The sequence below is a fragment of the Bacteroides sp. AR20 genome, from assembly GCF_964250605.1.
GTDB classification, from domain to species: Bacteria; Bacteroidota; Bacteroidia; order Bacteroidales; family Bacteroidaceae; genus Bacteroides; species Bacteroides uniformis.
On the sequence record NZ_CAXUGK010000025.1, the window covers coordinates 20,276 to 38,529 of the forward strand.

Consider the following 18,254-nt stretch of genomic DNA (forward strand, 5'->3'; position numbering starts at 1 on the left):
TTAGAACGGCAAGTCGTCCGTCGGGTTATCTTGTGCAGGGATGGCCTGCGGCTGTACCGGTTGTTGCGGCTGGGGGGCAGCTCCCGCCTGCGGCGCATAAGGGGCGGCACCGGAAGTGGCCGTTCTCGGGGTCAGCATCTCCATATTGTCGACAAATATCTCAGTCACATAACGCTTGATGCCTCCCTGGTCATCGTAAGAACGGGTACGTATCTTACCTTCCACGTAAAGCTTATCGCCTTTATGCACATATTTCTCAACGATTTCGCCTAAACGGCCACGGAATATCAGGTTATGCCATTCGGTACGGTCCGGAATCTGCGTACCATTCTGCAAAGTGTATCCTTTCTCCGTAGTGGCCAAAGAAAGCTGGGCAACACAGTTTCCACCTTCATAATAGGTTATTTTAGGGTCTTGTCCCACATTTCCTATCAATATCACTTTATTTACTGACATAAACTTCTATTTTATTAATTTGCTGCCAAAATTAACGAGAATATTCACACCATGCAAGAATACAAACAACTTTTATACATATTTCTCCAAGAAAGCATGTATCAGCCGGGGTACCGCATAACGGCCCAAATCTTCGACTGCAACCCGTTGGTAACTTGAGAAGGAGCTCGAATTATCGGGCAGAGTAACCTCGTAGAAGTTGGTGTAAATCACTCTGTGGGACAATACGTGCTTCACCCCCCGAAGCAGTATACGGACCATCCGTACCTCTCCCTCTGCAAACAGCGCATGAAACTGCGGACATGCCAGAAATTCCTCTTCGGATAAATCTTTTTCCGTTTCAACCAGAGGCAATTCAAAGAGATTTTTCCAGATATCGTCCTCCGTCCTCTTATGTATCAAGGTATGCGCGCCCATGCGTACATATATATAATTAAAATAGCGGTTGGTGGTCTTGGTTCTGTGCTGCTTCACGGGCAGTTGCTGCACTTTTCCTTCAGACAATGCCCGGCAGCTGCCGGACAAAGGACAAAACAGACAGTTGGGCGACTGCGGCGTACACTGCACGGCTCCGAAGTCCATAATTGCCTGGTTATAATCTGCCGGCCTGGATTTATCGAGCACCTCACCCGCCAAAGCGGTAAAAGTCTTTTTCCCTTCAGTAGAATCAATGGGAACATCAATGCCGAAATAGCGGGAAAGCACCCGATACACATTCCCGTCGACCGCCGCATAAGGCATGTCATAGGCAAAGGAGCAGATGGCCGCTGCCGTATAATCCCCCACTCCCTTCAAGGCACGTACCTCTGCATAGGTTTTCGGAAATGTCCCCTTCATGCTTTTGGCTGCGGCATGCAGGTTACGGGCACGCGAATAGTACCCCAGGCCCTGCCAATATTTCATCACTTCGTCCTCGGACGCAGCAGCCAGCGACACCACATCCGGGAAGCGTTTTATGAAACGCAGAAAATACTCATACCCCTGCGCCACTCTTGTCTGTTGTAAGATGATTTCAGAAATCCATATCAGATAAGGGTCCGTGGTATTTCGCCACGGAAGGTCGCGTTTGTTCTCCGCATACCAGTCCAACAATGTTCCGCTAAAAATATTCATGCTGCAAAAATACTTCATTTTCAGCCTAACAAAGCTTAATGCCAAGACTTTTTTAGAAAATTGTCCGAAATATATTTTTTAGAGCCACGGAAAAGCTATATATTTGCAGTCCAAAAAATTAGGAAAACTATAGTAATAATATTTTTTTTAAAGAAAAATGACTAAAGCTGATATTGTAAACGAAATTACAAAGAACACCGGAATTGATAAGACAACCGTACTTACAACCGTTGAAGCATTCATGGACGCAGTAAAGGCATCTTTATCCAAAGATGAAAATGTTTACCTCCGCGGGTTTGGTAGTTTTGTAGTGAAGAAAAGAGCCCAGAAAACTGCTCGCAACATCTCCAAGAACACTACAATAATCATTCCGGAACATAACATTCCGGCATTTAAGCCTGCAAAAACGTTCACCCTCTCAGTGAAGAAATAATAAACAATAGTATTAACCCATAAAATTTTGAAGCTATGCCAAGCGGAAAGAAGAAAAAAAGACATAAAATGTCTACGCACAAGCGTAAAAAAAGACTAAGAAAGAACAGACATAAAAGCAAAAAGTAATTTTTAGTCTGAAGGACAAAATAAAGAACAAACTTGTGAAGCAAAATGTCTCGCGGGTTTGTTCTTTGTTTAAGTAGTAAATTGAATCATTTAAAAGCCAATTATTGTGACAAGCGAACTCGTTGTAGACGTACAGCCCAAAGAGGTATCCATTGCACTGCTTGAAGACAAGCAGCTGGTGGAACTCCAGAGCGAAGGAAGAAACATCTCCTTCTCGGTGGGCAACATGTATTTGGGACGCGTCAAAAAATTGATGCCCGGCCTGAATGCCTGCTTCGTGGACGTGGGTTACGAGAAAGACGCTTTTCTTCATTATCTGGACCTAGGTCCTCAATTTAACTCGTTAGAGAAGTACGTAAAGCAAACTTTAAGCGACAAGAAGAAGCTGAATCCCATTACCAAAGCAACCATACTTCCCGACCTTGAAAAGGACGGAACGGTTTCCAACACACTCAAGGTGGGACAAGAAGTAGTGGTGCAAATTGTCAAGGAACCTATCTCTACCAAAGGGCCGCGACTGACTTCCGAACTTTCCTTTGCCGGAAGATACCTCGTGCTGATTCCCTTCAATGACAAGGTTTCCGTATCACAAAAAATTAAATCGAGCGAAGAGCGCGCACGCCTCAAGCAACTGTTGATGAGTATCAAGCCGAAAAACTTCGGCGTCATCGTCCGCACCGTGGCCGAAGGAAAACGTGTTGCCGAGCTCGACGGAGAGCTTAAAGTATTACTGAAACATTGGGAAGATGCCATTACAAAAGTACAGAAGGCCACCAAATTTCCGACACTGATTTACGAAGAAACCAGCCGTGCCGTAGGACTGTTGCGCGACTTGTTCAATCCTTCCTTCGAAAACATCCACGTGAACAACGAGGCTGTGTACCACGAAATCAAGGATTACGTAACCCTCATCGCCCCTGAACGGGCAGGAATCGTGAAGCTGTACAAAGGTCAACTCCCCATTTACGACAATTTTGGTATCACCAAACAAATCAAGTCGTCATTCGGCAAGACCATTTCATACAAAAGTGGTGCCTACCTGATTATTGAGCATACTGAGGCGCTTCACGTAGTAGACGTGAACAGCGGTAACCGCACCAAGAATGCCAACGGGCAGGAGGCCAACGCACTGGAAGTGAATCTGGGTGCAGCCGACGAACTGGCACGCCAGCTCAGACTAAGGGATATGGGTGGTATCATCGTGGTGGACTTCATCGACATGAATGAAGCCGAAAACCGACAGAAGCTTTACGAACGTATGTGTGCCAACATGCAGAAAGACAGAGCACGTCACAACATCCTGCCGCTCAGTAAATTCGGACTGATGCAGATTACACGCCAGCGTGTACGCCCGGCTATGGATGTAAATACGACGGAAACCTGCCCCACCTGCTTCGGTAAAGGCACCATCAAATCGTCCATCCTCTTTACGGACACCTTAGAGAGTAAGATTGACTACCTGGTCAACAAATTGAAGATAAAGAAATTCTCGTTACACATCCACCCGTACATCGCAGCCTACGTCAATCAGGGACTCGTCTCCTTGAAACGGAAGTGGCAGATGAAGTACGGATTCGGTATCAAGATTATTCCAAACCAGAAATTAGCATTCCTGGAATATGTATTCTACGACCTGCAAGGGGAAGAGATAGACATGAAGGAAGAAATCGAAATCAAATAAAAAAGACGGCGAAGGGTATTTATCTTCGCCGTCTTTTTTAGCTCTTGCTTTGGGGGAGCTCTCCCCAAACATGCCTTTCGTTATAAAGCCAAACAATAGATTTCCCTGCAATCAGTCATGGTCAGCTTCACGTAGTTGCCAAGCAGTTCGCCTTTATTGCGCCGCAGACCGACGAGCATACGGTCTATATCGGGATGCTCGATACCCAACTCCTTAAAGCCAACCGGCAAGCCCATGTAACGGAAAAAGTGTTTCAGTCGGGCAGTACCTGCCAAAGCCATCTCTTCCAAATCTTCGGACTTGGGTATATCAAAAACACGATGGGCAAACTGGGCTATCTTTGCCGGATTATGTTCCGCCATAAAAGCCATCCAGGCAGGGAAGATTACAGCCAAGCCGGCACCGTGGGCTACATTATAGATAGCACTGATTTCATGTTCCAGTGCATGGGATGCCCAGTCTTCCTCACGCCCTACCCCACAAGTTCCGTTATGCGCCACAGTGCCACACCACATAATGTTGGCACGCGCGGCATAGTTGTCCGGTTGCTGTTTCACCCGGTAAGCTTCTTTAATGATAGCTGTCAAGGTGCCTTCGCAAAGCCGGTCGCTGATTTCCACATCCGGTGTATTTGTGAAATAACGCTCCATGATGTGAGCCATCATGTCGGCAATACCACAAGCCGTCTGATAAGCCGGAAGGGTGTAGGTCAGTTCAGGATTCATGATGGAAAATACGGGACGCAAATGCTCGGGGGCACAGAGCCCCAGTTTTTGGAGTGTCTCTGTCTTGGTAATTACCGTATTACCCGAACCCTCGCTTCCGGCAGCCGGGATAGTCAGCACCACGGCTACTTTCAACGCTTTCTCCACCTTGGCACGACCGATAAAGAAATCCCAAAAGTCACCATCATAGAGGGCTCCGGCAGCAATGGCCTTTGCCGTATCTATGACCGAACCACCTCCCACAGGAAGCATCATATCCACCTGCTCACGACGGCAAAGCTGAATACCTTCGTATACCTTCCCGTCAGTGGGATTGGGCTGGACACCTCCCATTTCGCAATAAGCCACACCGGCTTCCTGCAAGGATTGCTTCACTCTATCCAGCAGACCACTCCGTACAACAGAACCGCCTCCATATACTATCATCACTTTTTGTGCACCATACTTACGCGCCAATGCACCGACTTGCACTTCAGTATTCTTGCCAAAGACAAACTCTGTAGGACTATAAAAAACAAAATTATTCATTGTATACCTTATTTAATGTATCGACTGTATCTTTCAAAGAAGCGTCCGAACGCTCCCCACTTCATCAGTCCTTTCTCAAAAACAAAAATACCCAGCAATGCACAAGAGATGCCCAGCATCACATCAATCAGATAATGGTGTCCCGAATAGACAGCCGTCCACCAGATACCGACCATAATCACCGCAAACAACGCTATCAACCACTTTTTGCTGCGGTCCATAACCGCGTAAGCCAAAGCCACCACCATATAGGCGGCATGGAGCGAGGGCACTGCTGCAAATACATTGGCATTCCTTCCGTAAATGGAGTTGAAGATGGAGCATCCCAGCAATTCGTCAAAACGTCCTAAGCCGGCCACATTGCCCGGAGTGTCGAGTATCGGCTCGAAACCATAATTCATGGCATACCAGGGCGGAGCAGCGGGATGGATGTAATAGCCGGCAAAACCGATGAGATTAACCAGCAGGAACACCATCGCAAAACGAAGATATACCTTACGGTCACCCTTCAGATAGAGCCACAACCCGAATGCAATGGGAACCGGTACCCAACAGAGATAGAATATCCCGGCAAAGAAATCGGCAACAGGACAATGGTTCAAAGCAAAATACTCACAAGGGATAAGGACAGCACCGTCTACAGACAAGCCAAAAAGGGATTTTTCTGCCTCATAAAGTCCTTTTACATCAATGGGATTCACCTGGTAATTGGGATATACGCGCATCCAGTCATACGAAATGCCGAATATGAAAAACGGCAACAGCGCCACTGCCAACTTACGGGTTGTCTGTCCGGCAAAGAACAATAACAGAAATACACCCCCCATCAGGAAATGTTCCGGACGAAGCCCGATACAGACCGCTGTCAGAATCAGGAAAAACGCTGTGATGACAATCACCAGCACTGCCTCTCTCACAGAGGGAAACAAACTATTTTTCATTCCTTGTCTTTCAGTAGTTTATAGCAATGCGCCAAGCGGGCAAATGCCGTCAAATTCGCCAATATTGCAATCACTGCCATAGGCACAATTAGTATCAGCATCGGGTCGAATAAAGTACAATCACCAAAGATACCGCAGAACATGGCACCGAGGGCAGTCAGCACAACGCGTTCGGGGCGCTGCATGAAACCGACTTTACACTCCAGTCCCAAGCCTTCGGCACGGGCACGCACGTAACTCACCATCAGCGAGCCTATCAGCGCAATGAATGTAATGATGGAGCCCCACAAATAGCCTTGCAGCATCAGGTAATAGAAGATGCCGAACAATGTCACGAGCTCGCTGTAACGGTCGAGTACGGAGTCGTAGAGCGCACCGAAAGTAGAACTCATTTTACCCACGCGTGCCACACGTCCGTCCATCATGTCAAACAACCCGGCAAAGAGCACAATACCGCCTCCCCAGCCTACATAGGCCAGTTCACCACTCTTGTACACCCCGGCATACACAAACAAGGCAGCCGCCACGATATTCAGCACCAGCCCCGTAGTCGTAATAAAGTTAGGCGTAATGCCAATTCTAATCATACCATGCACCACAGGGTTGATAATCTTGTATATCACCTGCTGCAACCAATCTCTATAATTCATATTCGTCTTTTTTGTTCTCTAAATAATGTTTCAGAAAGCCTTTTATATTGTGATTACGATAAACGAAAAAACGTTGCAGATGGTAGTTCCAAAAAAAAGCTACCAGCACTGCTACTATTATCTTTGACAGAATAAATACATTGTCTATATAATATCCCAACAGCCCATTGACCCATGTCATGCCCGTAAGCCACTCGGTCAGTGCAAAAGTGCCCCAGGTATTCAGTATAATGCTGCCTCCCCAGACAAAGAGATATTTCACGGCAACATGCGTTTTCTTACAGTCTTCGGCATGGAACACCCATCCGTAATTAATGGCACAGTTTACAATGCCTCCTACCACGGAACCCGTGAATGTGGCATAAAGATAAAAAACAGCAAAAGCCTTTACCAGAAGGATAGTCACCAGAAAATCGACAAAGCTTGCGAATTGCGCAGAAATCTGGGCCTTGAAGAAGATCCAGACAGAATGGCGCCACGACACACCTTTGCCATTTGATTTCAACTGATTATCCATCTTGCCACAATCAAAATTATAAATCCGTAGACTCCAGACAGAATATCGTCCATCATTACCCCGATTCCACCCGGCAGACTTTCCATACGGCGAATGCCCAAGGGCTTGAATATATCAAACAAACGGAACAAGACAAATGCTCCCAATGCATACCATACATGTCCGGCGGGCGCCGCAAGCAAGGCAATCCACACACCAACCATTTCATCGACCACCACGCGCGAAGGGTCTTCGCCCCAAGATACCTCCAGGCGGTTGGCAGCCCAGATACCGGCAAGTGTAAATACCAAAATCAATGCTACTGTCAGCCACAAAAGGCAGACACTTGAAACCAGATAAGACAACCCGAACCAGATAAGCGTAGCCAGCAAAGCTCCCGCAGTGCCGGGTGCAAAAGGAGAAAAGCCCGAGCCAAAGCCCGTACCGATAATGACTGGGAGGAGGGAGGGTTTCTTCATCAAAAAAGTAATGAGGTGATAAATGCGATAAAAACGGTAAAGTGATAAATGCAATAAAGTAATAAAAGTGATAAAGTGGTAAAGTGCTATCACTCTATCACCTTACCACCTTATTTCTATCACCTTATCACTGTTTTTTTAATCCAGATAACTTGGTGCTGTTTCACCCACCATGTTGCGGAGAGTCTCTTTCACCATGCGCCATTGCTGGAACAAATCGTGTACCGGCTCATGCTCGAAATCGTGCATCGGGCTCTTGCAGAAGAAGGACAGCCACGTCTGGATGCCGCACATGCCTGCACGCAATGCCAAATCACTGAAAATAACCAAGTCGAGCGCGATGGGAGCAGCAAGAATGGAGTCACGGCACAGGAAGTTAACCTTGATTTCCATCGGATAGCCCATCCAGCCGAAAATATCGATGTTGTCCCATGCTTCCTTGTTATCCTTACGAGGAGGATAGTAGTTGATGCGTACCTTATGATAAACATCACCGTACAAGTCAGGATATTTCTCCGGTTCGAAGATATTGTCGATAACAGACAGCTTGCTGACCTCTTTTGTCTTGAAGTTCTCCGGTTGGTCGAGTACCTCGCCGTCACGGTTACCCAGAATATTCGTAGAGAACCAGCCGCTTACACCCAACATACGGGTCTTGAACATCGGAGCAAGCACCGTCTTCATCAAAGTCTGGCCACTCTTGAAGTCCTTACCGGAAATGGGCACATTCATTTTCTTGGAGAATTCCCACATGGCTGGAGTATCCACACACAGATTAGGAGCACCCATAATAAACGGAGCGCCTTCTGCAATGGCAGCGTATGCATAGCACATACTCGGAGAGATGACTTCAGTATTGTTTTCCTTCATTGCCTGTTCCAAAGCAGCGAGAGATTCGTGCTCCTTGGACAGCGGAATATATATTTCGGTACTTGCAGCCCACAGCACAGCAATACGCTCGCAGTTATTGGCTGCCTTGAAGTTACGGATATCCTCACGCAACTGCTCTGTCATTTCCCAGCGAGTAGCAGCCTTCTTAATATGCGTACCGTTCAAACGTTTTGCAAAATTGTGGTCGAATGCAGCAGGCATCGGCTTGATGGCTTGCAGTTCGTCTTTTACCAAATTCAAGTCTTTCTCTTTCAAAACCTCGGCATACATAGCAGCTTCGTAGGCGTTGTCCGGGAAAATGTCCCAACCGCCGAAAACGATATCATTCAAATCAGCCAAAGGCACTATGTCTTTGATAAGTTTTTCCTTGCCATCCTGCATGCGCATAGCAGCCATTTGTGTGATTGAGCCTATAGCTTTTGCCAAGCCCTTGCGAGCAGCTAATGTACCGGTAATCATGGTGGTTGCAACCGCACCACCTACTCCGACTACCAGCACGCCCAGGCGTCCGGTTGCCGGCTTAATGTTTTCTTTCATTGCCATTGTATTATTTAGAGTTTAAAAAATTGCTCAAATTTAGGGTATTTTACTCAATTGGGATTAGTCATTTTATCCGATTTAATGTCCTATTAGTAAGATTTAAGTTAAAATGTCATGTGTAGACTGATTCTGAGCCCGGATTTGTCGATATTTGGTAAATTTCGGTAAGTCAAACGCCATACATAATCGACACGCAATACTTTGAAAATATTTTCAACACCTACACCTGCCTCTACGTATGGCGTATGCCCCATTGTAGTGCTGGCGGCAGGAAAACGGAACAAATCCTGCTGAAAAGCCGGATTATTCTTATCACTCAAATTCCCATACAAGCCGCGACAGGAAAGCACTTCACGCCATTTCAACTTTTTCAACAAAGGAATACGGTTGAAGAGCCAGCCGTTCAAGTAATAGGTCACATCCCAGGAAGCGTATTCATCGTTCATGAATTCCATGGCATTCATCAGTGAATAGGACTCGGGCTGTATGGTATAGGACAAGTTCGCGTTGGGAATGACGAGCAAAGGGAAAGGAACCTTGTTCCATACTTTCCCGGCCTTCAGGATAACGTCCGTATAACCGAATGCTGAGAACCAGAAACGCTTTTGAAAACCCGCTTCCGTATAGTGATAGGTATAGTCTCCTCCCAGTACCCCTTTGGCAGCCATGGTATGTGTAAGCGAAAAGACCGGAGCATCCAGCGAAACGGGGAAACGGTTCCATTGGGTCTGGAAGAATTTCTCGTTGGGAGCATAGCGCAGCTTCAATTCCAGTTCACTGGTCGAAATACTTTTTACATACGTATTATGGTCGTCCTGCTTGACGAAAGGAATCAGATGGGATGATTCATCTTTACGCAGACGCGTCGTCATCTGTACGGAAAAACCGGAATGGAACTCATTGGTATAGGTCAGTTCCGCCTTCCGCTGATAACCGATACGGTCATCCTTCTGACGTTTCAAAGCAAGAAAAACATTGTCCTGACTGGTATAAAGATAGTGTTGTCCATATTGATTGACATCTGACAAGTAACGGAGCTTCAACGAATGTATAGGAAATTCATTGGCATATTCCTTCTTCTTATGAAAAGAATATTCCAGTTCGGCAAGTCCTTTTACACGATGGTCGCGAAAACCGTATGCCATATACCCCCTACCGAACAGATGCGGATTGAGCCATGCCGTCGTCATACCGCCGGCACGCAAGCGCACCCCTTCCAGTGTATTTCCGCTGATGGTGGTATTCATCATACCGATATAGAACAAAGGTTCTTTTTCCTTCGGAGCGGGAATATACCCCGTGAACAGCACCTTCAACACTTTCTCCGTCCAGAAATAAACGGGATAGCTGCGCAACTGGGCCATCATCTTGTCCACCGAAGTTTCTTTCTTGCTGACTTCCACCTGGCGGTTGGCATCCCAATATGCTTCCGAATAGCCGGAAGCCGATGTCTCTTCAATCACCTTTTCCGGTTTTCGGAAAGCCTGCAGAGCCTTGTCATCCGGTTCATACTGATAATTTCTGTAATACACATCCCGCTTGGCATAAATACCGTCACTATTGTCCACCAACTTGAACTCCGTAGTGATACTCTCATTGAGCAACTGCCTCGTACCGTCCTCCGCGCGGTCAAAATTCTGTTCAATCTTCATGTAGTCCACAAAGTTCAGATTTATTTTCTGAGGAAAGTTCATGACGGTACGCTTTACAAAATAGGTACTGTCCAGCATGACGTATAAATGTCCCGTAAAACCGAACGACTCGGAGTTGAAAGGGACAAATGTCAAGTCAACACAAGGCTTTCCGGCAACGGTAAGCGTATCCATCAGATAATATTTGTAGAAAGACGGCCCAAGGGAGGAAAGCGGACTGACAAACTTATTGGTGAACAAGGTGATGTTGTTCTCATAAAGGTCTACATCGGTCATGGTGACACTGATAGCCTGCTCCATACCCTGCTGGGAAAGCATTTCGTCCACTCCTGCCTGCCTGCGGGCGGTGACCCACTGTTTCCGGCTATGCGGAGACTTGCGGTAATAGTCTGTGGCAAGCAACTCACGGTTGGAGATGGCCAGTACCGGCCTGCCGGTAACGGCAGAGGTATCGACATAATCCGTCAGAAACTTGAACTTACGGTAAAGCCACTTCTGTTGCTTCAAGCTGTCGAAGTTATTGATGGCAAAAGTCATCTTTTCATAGCGGTCACGTTTCCAGAAGTCGCGTTCGTCGGGCGAGTAGTCATCCCGATGCTCTATCATCTTGCGTACAAACTCCACTGCGGGATTATCCTTTTTCTTATACCGTTCACGTTTCGGCTTCACCACCACCTCATCCAGTGCATAAGTGGCTGGCGAAAGGGCAATATTGAACTTAGAAGACTTTGCAGGATGAATCAGCCGGACATATTCATTATATCCCACGGCCGAAATGACCAGCGTGGCCTCCGGGCGATAGGTCTTGAAGGAAAAACGGCCGTTATTGTCCGTCATCCCTCCCTCCGTAGTTCCTTTCAGATAAACTGACGTATAAGGCAACGGCTCCTTCGTCAACGAATCGGTGACAACGCCTTGCACCATATATTGTGCTCTCAATGGAAGAGTAACCAGCTGGATAAGCAGAAATACCCTAAAAAACAACTTCATACCTTGTTTTACCTAATTTGGATGGCAAAGGTACGGAAGAAAACTTTTTCTTAAAGTTCGGTTTTACGGAATAAATGTTCTAAAAAACTCCTTTTGTACAAAACACTTCCCGTTAAAAGCCGTTGTATAGCGAAACGACGCTCCAGAAAGCATCGGAACAACCAATATATAACCTAAACAACTTGATTATGGAATGGATTTTCAACCAGCTCAGGGAACGCCCCGAACTTGCCATTTTCCTCACTATATTCCTGGGATTCTGGCTGGGGAAACTGCGTATCGGTAAGTTTACGCTGGGCACAGTGACCAGTGTACTGCTTGTAGGCGTACTGGTAGGGCAACTGAATATAGCCGTACCGGGTCCGATAAAGTCGGTATTTTTTCTGCTTTTCCTTTTTGCCGTGGGCTATAAAGTGGGTCCCCAGTTCTTCCGCGGACTGAAAAAGGACGGATTGCCCCAAGTGGGCTTTGCCGTACTGATGTGTGTATCCGTACTGTTAGTGACCTGGCTGCTGGCCCTGATGATGGGCTACAATGCCGGTGAAGCTGCCGGACTGCTGGCCGGTTCGCAAACCATCTCCGCCGTCATCGGAGTGGCAGAAGACACCATGGCCAATATGGGACTGGACGAGGCCCAACGACAAAGTTACGTCAACATCATTCCCGTATCCTACGCCGTCACCTACATTTTCGGTACGGCAGGCTCGGCATGGGTCCTATCATCCATTGGTCCCAAGATGCTAGGCGGGCTGGAAAAGGTGAAAGCCGCCTGCAAGGAACTGGAGGCAAAGATGGGCAGCTCTCTGGCTGACGAACCGGGATTCATGCCGGCGGCACGCCCCGTCACTTTCCGTGCCTACCGGGTCGAAAACGAATGGTTCAAGAATGGAAAGCGGGTGATTGACCTGGAAGTCTACTTCCGGCAGCACGACAAACGTCTATTTGTGGAACGCCTCCGCAAATCCGGAGTTGTGGTGGAAGTCAGCATGAACATACAGATAGAGCCGGGAGACGAAGTAGTGCTAAGCGGACGCCGCGAATACATCATAGGCGAAGAAAGCTGGATAGGGCCGGAAGTACAAGATGCCCAGCTCCTGGATTTTCCTGCCGAAAAGTTACCGGTTACAATCACACGCAAGACGGTTGCCGGCAAGACGGTTGCAGTTATCCGAAGGGAAAAGTTCATGCACGGTGTCAGTATCCGGAGCATCAAGCGCGCCGGAATATCCATTCCCGTGCTGGCACAAACGGTAGTAGATGCCGGCGACGTCATCGAAGTGGTAGGTACCAGGCAGGAAGTGGAAGCAGCAGCCAAACGTCTGGGGTATATAGACCGCCCTACCAACCAGACGGACATGATATTCGTAGGCCTGCGTATCCTTGTCGGAGGTTTGTTCGGAGCACTTTCCGTCCATATCGGCGGCATCCCCATCAGCTTGAGCACAAGCGGCGGCGCATTGATTGCCGGCTTGTTCTTCGGCTGGCTCCGCAGTAAGCACCCCACCTTCGGGCGCATTCCCGAACCTTCGCAATGGGTGTTGAACAATGTCGGTCTGAACATGTTCATCGCGGTAGTGGGCATTTCGGCAGGTCCCAGTTTCGTGCAGGGCTTCCACGACGTAGGTATCAGCCTGTTCCTGGTGGGAGCAGCCGCCACCACCCTGCCGCTGATTATCGGCTTGCTGCTGGCAAGGTATGTTTTCAAGTTCCATCCGGCACTGGCTTTGGGCGTCTGCGCGGGGGCACGTACCACTACGGCCGCTTTAGGCGCGGTGCAGGATGCCGTTGAGAGTGAGACACCTGCTCTGGGATACACCGTGACCTATGCCGTGGGCAATACCTTATTAATAATATGGGGTGTAGTCATCGTTTTGCTAATATAAGACGATTCTGTACCAATGCTTACTAATCCGGAGCATTCAAAGAATTATTGCCGGAAATGCAAGCGACTATATACCCATTCACTAATAGCTATTCGTCCGACAGCTGTCGGACGATAATTCAACAGTTGTCGGACGATGATTCAACAACTGTCGGACGAAAAGGAAACATATATCGGACGATTAATTTCAAGCAAGGAAAGAAATAGTATACCGCATGAACAGAGATTATTCGCCGAATGACTGAAAACAATAAATAACGAACCTAAACTTGAGCTTATGGATACAAAACTTTTAGAAAAGAAAATGGAATCTATCAGTCCTTTCGAACTGAAGAACCGCCTGATAGACATGGCAGACGAGAGTCTGAAGAAAACCGCCCGTACCATGCTGAACGCAGGGCGCGGCAACCCCAACTGGATTGCAACCGCTCCACGCGAAGCCTTCTTCCTGTTGGGAAGCTTCGGCCTGGAAGAGTGCCGCCGCATCATGGATTTGCCCGAGGGAATTGCAGGCATCCCCGAAAAAAAAGGCATTGCCTCTCGCTTCGAAGCCTTCCTGAAAAAGAACAATAACGTACCGGGCGCCAAATTGCTGGAACAAACCTACAACTACCTGCTGATGCAGCATGCCGCCGACCCCGACAGCCTTGTACACGAATGGGCCGAAAGCATTGTAGGCGACCAGTATCCCGTGCCCGACCGCATCCTTCATTTTACGGAAATCCTTGTGCAAGACTACCTTTCGCAAGAGATGTGCGACAACCGTCCTCCCCGGGGTGCCTATGACCTGTTTGCCACCGAAGGTGGAACAGCCGCCATGTGCTACATCTTCGACTCCCTGCAGGAAAACTTCCTGCTGAACAAAGGGGACGGCATCGTCCTCATGGTTCCTGCCTTTACCCCCTATATTGAAATCCCACAACTCAGCCGCTACCAGTTTCGAGTGACCAAAATACATGCCAACCGCATGAATAACGAAGGGATGCACCTCTGGCAGTACAGCGACGAAGACATAGACCGCTTGAAAAGCCCTAAAATCAAGGCCCTCTTTGTCACCAATCCCAGTAATCCGCCCAGCTACACACTCAGTCCGGATACAATGGCGCGCATCGTGAGTATCGTCAGAAATGACAACCCTAATCTGATGATTATTACAGACGACGTATACGGTACATTCAGTCCGCACTTCCGTTCGTTCATGGCAGAAATTCCCTACAATACGCTTTGCGTCTATTCATTCTCCAAATACTTCGGTGCCACCGGATGGCGCAATGCGGTCATCGCCCTGCACGAATTCAATCTGTTCGACAAGCTGATAGCCAAACTGCCGAAAGAGAAACGGGAGATTCTGCACCGCCGCTACTCCACCCTCACTCTGGAACCTGAAAAACTGAAGTTTATCGACCGTATGGTTGCCGACAGTCGCCAGGTGGCACTGAACCATACCGCCGGACTGTCATTGCCACAACAGATGCAGATGGGCCTTTTCGCCGCCTTTGCCCTGCTGGACAAGGAAAACAAATACAAGCAAAAGATGCAGGAGATTATCCGCCGCCGATTGCATGCCCTTTGGGAGAATACCGGTTTCACGCTGACGGAAGACCCGTTGCGTGTAGGTTATTATACAGAAATCGACATGCTGGTTTGGGCAAAGAAGTTCTATGGGGACGACTTTGTAGAATATCTGAAACGTACCTACAGCCCGCTGAACGTAGTCTTCCGCCTTGCCAAAGAAACCTCTCTGGTGCTGCTGAACGGCGGTGGTTTTGACGGCCCCGAATGGAGCGTGCGCGCCTCACTCGCCAATCTGGACGAGAAAGACTATGCGACCATCGGCCAAGGCATTAAAAGGATATTGGACGAATATGCAAAAGAATTCTTTAAAAGCAGAAATTGAAAGGTGAAAGGTAAAACTTTCAATTTTCAATTAAATAGTATACGGAAGCGGGTCAATCCATCGCTGTAGGTACGCAGGGAGAACGTGCAACCATGACGGCTCAAAACTTCCCGGATAAACACCAGGCCAATTCCCTGCCCGTTCGGCTTGGTGGAAAAGAAGGGGCTGAAGAGTTTAGCTTCGGTCTCTTTACTTATCCCCGGACCATTGTCAACGACTTCGACAGAAGCGGGGGCAGTGGTCCTTACTATTATCTCACCTTGCTGTCCGTTTTCTCCGGCGTCCCCCTCTATACTTTCGGCGGCATTCTTGATGATATTCACAAGCACCTGCTCAAAAAGAGAAGCATCCATACGCACCATTCCCACCTCTGGGTCGCATTCCAGACGTAGCTCTATATTGCGGTCATTGCACATTCCTTCCATGAAACGCTTGCACATGGACACCAACTCATTCAGCTGGACGGGTGCCAGGGTAGGTTCGGGTATCTTTACCACATCTGCAAAACGGGTAATGAAACGGCTCATCGAGAAACAACGCTCCGTACAAACGCGCATCACGTCGCAGATGTCCTCCATATCATCTTCTGTAGAAAGTGCCTGCTCCACTGTATCGAGTGTGGAAGTGATGCCCGCAGTGGTATTGTTCACTTCATGAGCTATCATGCGGATTACCTTTTCATAGGCACGCTTCTCGGCACGCATCACTTCTTCCGTCATACGCTCTATCAAGAAAAAAGGATGTTTGAACCCTCTGTCAATAAAAGAAGAATGGGTGCATTTATAAATATTCGCATCATTGAGACGGACCACCGCCGTCTCGTCTTTGGGAATAGACGAAAGTTCGGCAGCCAACGGGGAGTCCATCTGGTCCAGCCGTTTTGTCATCGCCTCCTCCATACGGACACCGAGCATCTTTACCGCCATCGGATTCAGTTGCGACACTTCATCGTCCATTGTCAGGATAATAACCCCCATTGGAGATGCCTGAATCAACAAATCCAAGAAGTGATTCTGCTCGCGCATGCGCAACCGTTCATTCTTGAGCTGCTCCATCATTCGGTTAAAGATATTCACAATGCGGTCTGCCTCGTACTGCCCTACCCGGCTGAGACGGCTACTGAAATCCTGCTCGCGCAGCAACTCCATACCGCTGCCGATGGTATTCATCGGCTTCACTATCTTATTATAGAATACTATCAGATAGATAAGGATAAACCCGATGAGCCCCTCCAATACGTACAGATACAAAGAAGGCTTCCCACTCAGCAGATATACCAGCATTCCACCCAGACCGAGCAGAAAAAGGACAAGTATGAAGAAAAAGAATTTTATGCGCACGGGACTTGAATATTATATTTTTCCAAACGTCTGTAAAGCGCAGCGCGGCTGATGCCTAATGACACTGCCACTTGACTGAGATTCCCTTTATGCTGTTCCAACGCCTGCAAGATAGTCTGCCGCTCTATTTCATCCAAGGTCATACCTGCAAAAGAAGTACCTTCGGCAGCTTTGGCCGGTTCGTCGTGACGCAGATATTGGGCATCGAAATCCGTGGCATCCAGCACCGGCTTGCCGCTGACCAGAATGGTACGCTCCACCAGATTCTTCAACTCACGAATGTTGCCCGGATAAGGCAGGCGGGAAAGGAAATTCAGAGCGTCGGCCGAGAAATCCGTACGCGGCAAGCCGTTCACCTCTGCCTGACGGTCGGCAAAATGACGTGCCAGCAAAGGTATATCCTCACGGCGCTCCCGCAAGGAGGGCAGTTTTACGGTAATCAGGTTGATACGGTAAAAAAGGTCTTCACGGAAAGTACGTTCGGACACCATCTTGCGGAGGTCTGCATTAGTGGCGGAAACGACGCGCACATCGACTTTGCGGGGACGGCTATCGCCCAGCACTTCGAATGTCTGGTCCTGAAGCACGCGCAGCAGTTTCACCTGGCAGGAAGGGTCGAGGTCACCAATCTCGTCGAGGAAGATGGTACCTTTGTTTGCCATTTCAAAACGCCCTATACGGTCGGCACTGGCATCGGTAAACGCCCCTTTCTTATGGCCGAACATCTCGCTCTCGAACAAGCTCTGCGAGATGCCACCAAGGTTCACCTTGACAAAGGGCTGCTTCACGCGTTGGCTGTTGATATGGATGGCTTCGGCAATCAGCTCCTTGCCCGTTCCGCTTTCGCCCGTAATCAGCACCGAAGCATTGGTACGGGCTATGCGAGCCACTGTGTTCAGCACTTCCATCAGCCCTTTGGACTTACCTATAATATGGCTGCGATTCAATGCGGTAGTCTGCTCTTCCGGCACCTCTTTCGGGGCGGCCGTAAGTTCAAGGGCCGTCTCGATGCGCTGCAAAAGAGCAGCATTGTTCCAAGGCTTGGTTATGAAATCGAATGCGCCGGCCTGCATACCCTGCACGGCAAGCTGGATACTTCCCCATGCCGTCATCAAAATAACGGGCACATCGGGACGGAACACCTTTACCTGCTTCAATAAGGTAAGTCCCTCTTCTCCGGTAGTGGAAAGAGTGAAGTTCATATCCATCAAAATCAAGGCGGGAGCTTCGGCCCTAACTATATCCATAGCTTCGCGAGGGCCCGGAGCCGTTTTCACCTCATATCCGGCACGCTTCAGCATAAAGCTGAGGGAAGAGCGCACAGCACTATCGTCGTCTATTATCAGTATCATAAAAATTGTAGTTTGTTTCCCGCAAAAATAAGTAAAAAAGCAGAGTTATGAATGATAAGTTATAAGTTATTTACCTATAA

Annotated in this window: 15 protein-coding genes; 4 read left to right on the forward strand and 11 right to left on the reverse strand. The window is 48.2% G+C overall.

Going from position 1 to position 18,254, the window contains the following annotated elements; translation table 11 throughout:
- Together ACESTD_RS13380 and mutY are read right to left on the reverse strand one after the other, a co-directional pair.
- Complete coding sequence (locus ACESTD_RS13380; RefSeq protein ID WP_005835970.1) at positions 1–456, reverse strand: single-stranded DNA-binding protein; 456 nt, start codon at positions 454–456, stop codon at positions 1–3.
- 72 nt (positions 457–528) lie between these two features.
- Entirely contained in the window at positions 529–1,569 is a 1,041-nt protein-coding gene (mutY, locus tag ACESTD_RS13385) for an A/G-specific adenine glycosylase (protein WP_051009002.1), read from the reverse strand.
- Positions 1,570–1,726: 157 nt separating this feature from the next.
- Between mutY and ACESTD_RS13390 the strand changes: the two genes are divergently transcribed.
- Both ACESTD_RS13390 and ACESTD_RS13395 read left to right on the forward strand, forming a co-directional pair.
- Positions 1,727–2,002, forward strand: coding sequence for an HU family DNA-binding protein (locus ACESTD_RS13390; protein ID WP_005826750.1), 276 nt, complete (start codon positions 1,727–1,729; stop codon positions 2,000–2,002).
- 234 nt (positions 2,003–2,236) lie between these two features.
- Positions 2,237–3,811 (forward strand): Rne/Rng family ribonuclease, encoded by a 1,575-nt coding sequence (locus ACESTD_RS13395; protein ID WP_005826752.1) that lies wholly within the window; start codon positions 2,237–2,239, stop codon positions 3,809–3,811.
- Between the two features lie 80 nt (positions 3,812–3,891).
- Here the strand turns inward: ACESTD_RS13395 and ACESTD_RS13400 are convergent, their stop codons facing one another.
- The 7 genes from ACESTD_RS13400 to ACESTD_RS13430 all read right to left on the reverse strand — a co-directional run bounded on the left by ACESTD_RS13400 (position 3,892) and on the right by ACESTD_RS13430 (position 11,703).
- The gene (locus ACESTD_RS13400; RefSeq protein ID WP_005835968.1) at positions 3,892–5,064 is read right to left on the reverse strand and encodes an iron-containing alcohol dehydrogenase; all 1,173 of its coding nucleotides are present in this window, start codon (positions 5,062–5,064) and stop codon (positions 3,892–3,894) included.
- An 8-nt stretch (positions 5,065–5,072) separates the two neighbouring features.
- A complete protein-coding gene (locus ACESTD_RS13405; protein WP_005835967.1) occupies positions 5,073–6,005 on the reverse strand; it encodes a phosphatase PAP2 family protein in 933 nt (310 codons plus the stop codon).
- Positions 6,002–6,655: a CDP-alcohol phosphatidyltransferase family protein gene (locus tag ACESTD_RS13410; RefSeq protein ID WP_005826758.1), complete on the reverse strand. Its 654-nt coding sequence runs from the start codon at positions 6,653–6,655 to the stop codon at positions 6,002–6,004. The genes ACESTD_RS13405 and ACESTD_RS13410 overlap by 4 nt, the downstream gene beginning before the upstream one ends.
- A complete protein-coding gene (locus tag ACESTD_RS13415) occupies positions 6,645–7,172 on the reverse strand; it encodes a GtrA family protein (RefSeq protein WP_005826761.1) in 528 nt (175 codons plus the stop codon). Before ACESTD_RS13415 ends, ACESTD_RS13410 begins: the two co-directional genes overlap by 11 nt.
- The gene (locus tag ACESTD_RS13420) at positions 7,157–7,630 is read right to left on the reverse strand and encodes a phosphatidylglycerophosphatase A (RefSeq protein WP_034523126.1); all 474 of its coding nucleotides are present in this window, start codon (positions 7,628–7,630) and stop codon (positions 7,157–7,159) included. Before ACESTD_RS13420 ends, ACESTD_RS13415 begins: the two co-directional genes overlap by 16 nt.
- 138 nt (positions 7,631–7,768) lie before the next feature.
- Positions 7,769–9,058 (reverse strand): inositol-3-phosphate synthase, encoded by a 1,290-nt coding sequence (locus tag ACESTD_RS13425; RefSeq protein WP_005835961.1) that lies wholly within the window; start codon positions 9,056–9,058, stop codon positions 7,769–7,771.
- Positions 9,059–9,165: 107 nt separating this feature from the next.
- The gene (locus ACESTD_RS13430) at positions 9,166–11,703 is read right to left on the reverse strand and encodes a DUF5686 and carboxypeptidase-like regulatory domain-containing protein (RefSeq protein ID WP_195288583.1); all 2,538 of its coding nucleotides are present in this window, start codon (positions 11,701–11,703) and stop codon (positions 9,166–9,168) included.
- A gap of 188 nt (positions 11,704–11,891) precedes the next feature.
- On the opposite strand from ACESTD_RS13430, the gene aspT reads away from it, so the two are divergent.
- Together aspT and aspD are read left to right on the forward strand one after the other, a co-directional pair.
- Entirely contained in the window at positions 11,892–13,586 is a 1,695-nt protein-coding gene (aspT, locus tag ACESTD_RS13435) for an aspartate-alanine antiporter (RefSeq protein WP_373158985.1), read from the forward strand.
- 276 nt (positions 13,587–13,862) lie between these two features.
- Positions 13,863–15,482, forward strand: coding sequence for an aspartate 4-decarboxylase (gene aspD / locus ACESTD_RS13440; protein WP_009036793.1), 1,620 nt, complete (start codon positions 13,863–13,865; stop codon positions 15,480–15,482).
- Between the two features lie 26 nt (positions 15,483–15,508).
- On the opposite strand, the gene ACESTD_RS13445 is transcribed toward aspD, so the two are convergent.
- Together ACESTD_RS13445 and ACESTD_RS13450 are read right to left on the reverse strand one after the other, a co-directional pair.
- Positions 15,509–16,822: a PAS domain-containing sensor histidine kinase gene (locus ACESTD_RS13445; protein WP_008663734.1), complete on the reverse strand. Its 1,314-nt coding sequence runs from the start codon at positions 16,820–16,822 to the stop codon at positions 15,509–15,511.
- Entirely contained in the window at positions 16,813–18,174 is a 1,362-nt protein-coding gene (locus tag ACESTD_RS13450; protein WP_005835956.1) for a sigma-54 dependent transcriptional regulator, read from the reverse strand. The genes ACESTD_RS13445 and ACESTD_RS13450 overlap by 10 nt, the downstream gene beginning before the upstream one ends.
- Between the last annotated feature and the right edge of the window lie 80 nt (positions 18,175–18,254).

Excerpts from the sequence above, each read along its gene's own strand:
- ACESTD_RS13380 (WP_005835970.1), bottom strand. The coding sequence starts at position 456 with ATGTCAGTAAATAAAGTGATATTGATAGGAAATGTGGGACAAGACCCT.
- mutY (WP_051009002.1), bottom strand. The coding sequence starts at position 1,569 with ATGAATATTTTTAGCGGAACATTGTTGGACTGGTATGCGGAGAACAAA.
- ACESTD_RS13390 (WP_005826750.1), top strand. The coding sequence starts at position 1,727 with ATGACTAAAGCTGATATTGTAAACGAAATTACAAAGAACACCGGAATT.
- ACESTD_RS13400 (WP_005835968.1), bottom strand. The coding sequence starts at position 5,064 with ATGAATAATTTTGTTTTTTATAGTCCTACAGAGTTTGTCTTTGGCAAG.
- ACESTD_RS13405 (WP_005835967.1), bottom strand. The coding sequence starts at position 6,005 with ATGAAAAATAGTTTGTTTCCCTCTGTGAGAGAGGCAGTGCTGGTGATT.
- ACESTD_RS13410 (WP_005826758.1), bottom strand. The coding sequence starts at position 6,655 with ATGAATTATAGAGATTGGTTGCAGCAGGTGATATACAAGATTATCAAC.
- ACESTD_RS13415 (WP_005826761.1), bottom strand. The coding sequence starts at position 7,172 with ATGGATAATCAGTTGAAATCAAATGGCAAAGGTGTGTCGTGGCGCCAT.
- ACESTD_RS13420 (WP_034523126.1), bottom strand. The coding sequence starts at position 7,630 with ATGAAGAAACCCTCCCTCCTCCCAGTCATTATCGGTACGGGCTTTGGC.
- ACESTD_RS13425 (WP_005835961.1), bottom strand. The coding sequence starts at position 9,058 with ATGAAAGAAAACATTAAGCCGGCAACCGGACGCCTGGGCGTGCTGGTA.
- ACESTD_RS13430 (WP_195288583.1), bottom strand. The coding sequence starts at position 11,703 with ATGAAGTTGTTTTTTAGGGTATTTCTGCTTATCCAGCTGGTTACTCTT.
- aspT (WP_373158985.1), top strand. The coding sequence starts at position 11,892 with ATGGAATGGATTTTCAACCAGCTCAGGGAACGCCCCGAACTTGCCATT.
- aspD (WP_009036793.1), top strand. The coding sequence starts at position 13,863 with ATGGATACAAAACTTTTAGAAAAGAAAATGGAATCTATCAGTCCTTTC.
- ACESTD_RS13450 (WP_005835956.1), bottom strand. The coding sequence starts at position 18,174 with ATGATACTGATAATAGACGACGATAGTGCTGTGCGCTCTTCCCTCAGC.